This window comes from Actinoplanes sp. NPDC048791 (genome assembly GCF_040650095.1).
Classification (GTDB): domain Bacteria; phylum Actinomycetota; class Actinomycetes; order Mycobacteriales; family Micromonosporaceae; genus Actinoplanes.
In genome coordinates this window covers 1-1,460 of sequence record NZ_JBEZGQ010001534.1, presented here as the reverse complement: position 1 = coordinate 1,460, position 1,460 = coordinate 1, and the positions used below count along the sequence as shown (strand labels likewise).

The window sequence follows — 1,460 nt, the reverse complement described above, 5'->3', positions numbered from 1 at the left end:
GCCACCGGCGCCCGCATCGACCGGCACGCCGTCTTCCGGCTGGTGCGGCGCCTGGCCCGCGACGCGGGCATCGCCGGATGGGCGCGGCTGTCGCCGCACTCGCTGCGGCACGCCTTCGCCACGACCGCCCGCGCCGAGGGGGTGCCCCTGGAAGACGTGCAGGATGCGATGGGTCACGCCGACCCCCGCACCACCCGCCGCTACGACCGCGACCGGCACAACCTCGACCGTGACCCCGCTTACACCATCGCCGCGGCGCGGGTCAGGCGCAGCGGTGGCTGAGCGACCCCCTATCCTCGACCGCGGTCAGGCAACGATCAAGGGACGAGGTCGGGTTGAACATCTTCGAAGCGGTGCTGCTGGGTGCGGTGGAGGGCTTCACCGAGTTCCTCCCGATCTCCAGCACGGGCCATCTGACCATCGTGGAGAAGCTGCTCGGCTATCAGATCGACGCGCCGGACATCACGGCGTTCACGGCGATCATCCAGTCCGGCGCGGTCATCGCCACGGTCATCTTCCTGCGCCAGGACATCGCCCGGATCATCTCCGGCTGGGTCCGCGGCGTGCTCAACCGCGAGCATCGCGAGCACCTCGACTACCGCTTCGGCTGGGCGGTCATCCTGGGCTCGATCCCGATCGGCATCGTCGGGCTGCTGTTCCAGGACACCATCGAGAGCACCCTGCGCAGCCTGTGGTTCGTCGCCGGGGCGCTGATCCTGTGGAGCGGCGTGATGGCCTTCGCCGACCACGCCGCCACCCAGGTCCGCCACGAGCAGGACGTGACCTGGAAGGACACCCTGATCATCGGGGTGGTGCAGTGCCTGTCGCTGATCCCCGGCGTGTCGCGGTCCGGGGCGACGATGTCGGCCGGCCTGCTGCGTGACTTCGACCGGGTGACGGTCACCAAACTGTCGTTCTTCCTGTCGATCCCGGCGCTGCTGGCCGCGAGCGTGCTGCAGACGGTCACCGAGTACGACAACATCTCCGCCGACAACGGCGGTGTCGGCTGGCTGCCGACGATCGTCGCGACGCTGGTCAGCTTCGTCGTCGGCTGGTTCGCCGTGTCGTGGCTGCTGAAGTTCATCGCCCGGCACTCGTACAGCATCTTCATCGGCTACCGGCTGGTGCTGGGCTCGCTGCTGATGGTGCTGCTGGCCACGAACGTCATCCAGCCGAAGTGAACGAACCGGCGGCCCGGGCCCTCGCGTACGTGCGCGGGCTCGGCGCCGCCGGGGACCTGCCGGTGCCCGGCGCGCGGATCACGGTCGGTTTCCACCCGGACCGGCTGCTGGCCGACGGGCGTACGGTCGCCGAGCACCTGGCCCGCGACCGGGTGTACCGCAGCCAGTTCGAAACCGGCATCTCCAACGGCGGGCTCACCGCGTACGCCGGCGGGGACCGGGAACGCTGGGAACGGCGGATGTTCGCCGACGCCTATCCGCCGGAGCTGGTCGCCGGCC

Annotated in this window: 3 protein-coding genes; all 3 read left to right on the top strand. The window is 70.2% G+C overall.

The window, feature by feature from the left end:
- Window positions 1-282: site-specific integrase (locus AB0C29_RS48185; RefSeq protein ID WP_360835051.1), on the top strand; the 282-nt coding region annotated here is incomplete at its 5' end.
- Between the two features lie 53 nt (window positions 283-335).
- Window positions 336-1,181: an undecaprenyl-diphosphate phosphatase gene (locus AB0C29_RS48180; RefSeq protein WP_360835049.1), complete on the top strand. Its 846-nt coding sequence runs from the start codon at window positions 336-338 to the stop codon at window positions 1,179-1,181.
- Window positions 1,182-1,210: 29 nt separating this feature from the next.
- On the top strand, window positions 1,211-1,460 hold a 250-nt coding region (locus tag AB0C29_RS48175), incomplete at its 3' end, for a DUF3626 domain-containing protein (protein ID WP_360835053.1).